The organism is Bacillus sp. G402 (assembly GCF_051172515.1).
In the GTDB taxonomy this organism is placed as follows: domain Bacteria; phylum Bacillota; class Bacilli; order Bacillales; family Bacillaceae; genus Bacillus; species Bacillus altitudinis.
This window is the reverse complement of record NZ_JBPIZC010000012.1, coordinates 1-1,550: the sequence shown is the minus strand read 5'-3', so window position 1 is coordinate 1,550 and position 1,550 is coordinate 1. Positions and strand designations below refer to the sequence as shown.

Here is a 1,550-nt window from a genome sequence, read left to right as displayed (position 1 = left end):
AGAAACCCATGTTTTTCTACAATCTTTTTTATTTTCACCATCATTATGATAGATGAGATTGAAGGAAAAACATGAAAAAGACCTCCCACACACCTAGCCTAGCTTTGCTAGGTGTGTGGCAATCTTCTTCATGTTCTGGCAGGCAGCTGTGAGAAGCACTTGCTCACTCACATTCTGTTTCCCCCTCAACCGGCAGTAGCGAAGCCCATGCAGTTGTTTTGAATCTGCAAAGCTTCGCTCTATTTTTTCTTTTCTTTTTTTATATAGCTCTTTTCCAGCGGCAGACAGACGATTTTGCCTGATCTTTTCTTTATGTTCCTCCCACACATGTCTTGAGATGACCTTTTGATGATTTTTAGATCTTGTGCAGTTTTCAAGGAAAGGACACGATGTGCATTTTTTAGGATCTGATTTGTAGAACCTATAACCTTTTCGATCAGTCGTGGTATATAAAAGCTTTTCACCATTCGGGCATATGTATTGATCGTGTTCAGAATCATACTGGAATTTCCACTTCTCGAATAATCCCCTTGTTGGATGGAAACGTCTATGTGCGATGACACCAAAAATACGGCGATCAGATAAACCTTTACAGATTGGGGTTGTCAAATAACCAGAATCAAGGGCAACTGCGTTTACTTGAAAACCAAATCGTGCGATTTGGTGATCCAATCGTTCAAGATACGGAACGGAATCATGGACATTGCCAGGCGTGACATGAGCATCTGTGATGATATTGTACTTCATATCCGTTGTACGATGGTCTAGGTAGAAAAAGCCTTCTGGTTTGTTTTCACGATAAAGATAGCCACTTTCAGGATCAGTCGTACTTTGACGAATGTCTTTTTCCGTTTTCACCTCCTCTTTTACCTTTAAGGGCTTTTTTTCGTGTGCCACCCGATCTTCTTGGATCGCTTCTTCTAATTCATTTATATAGTTCTGGGTATCTTGTTCAATCGTTTTTCTTGTATATTTATGTTTATTGGCATTGGCTTTAAGATGAGTGGAGTCAGTAAAAAGAACGCGCCCTCCAACCATATCGTGATTGATGGCTTGAAGAACAATTTCATCGAAAATGTCTTGAAAAATGGTTGTATCCTTAAATCGAGTACGACGATTCCAGCTAATGGTCGAGTGATGGGGAACGGGGTCATTGATGTTTAAACCTAAAAACCATCTATACGCCATGTTATAGTAAATTTCTTTTTCAAGTTGTCTTTCAGAACGGATACCGTACAGGTATCCGATAAACATCATTTTAAACAAAATAAGTGGATCAAGTGAGGGACGACCTTTATTCTCACTATAATATGGTTTTACTTTGTCTATGATAAATGAAAAATCAATGTACTGATCAATTTTACGAAGCAGGTGATCCTCTTCGACCAGTTGATCTAGCAATACAAATTCGGCTTCGTGCTGAGAAGAATTTCTAGTGTGGAACATGAGAAAAACACCTTCCTTTAGTATGCTTTTCTCTATTATAAAATGGGATAGTGGAAAATTTAAGGGAAAAAATAAAGCTGTCGAGATTTTCTCGACAGCCTGAG

Annotated in this window: 1 protein-coding gene; it reads right to left on the bottom strand. The window is 38.8% G+C overall.

Annotation, left to right across the window (positions count from 1 at the left end; translation table 11 throughout):
* Positions 1–93: 93 nt before the first annotated feature.
* On the bottom strand, positions 94–1,446 hold the full coding sequence (locus tag ACSBQP_RS19285) for an IS1182 family transposase (protein WP_435028706.1): 1,353 nt from the start codon (positions 1,444–1,446) through the stop codon (positions 94–96).
* Positions 1,447–1,550: the final 104 nt, after the last annotated feature.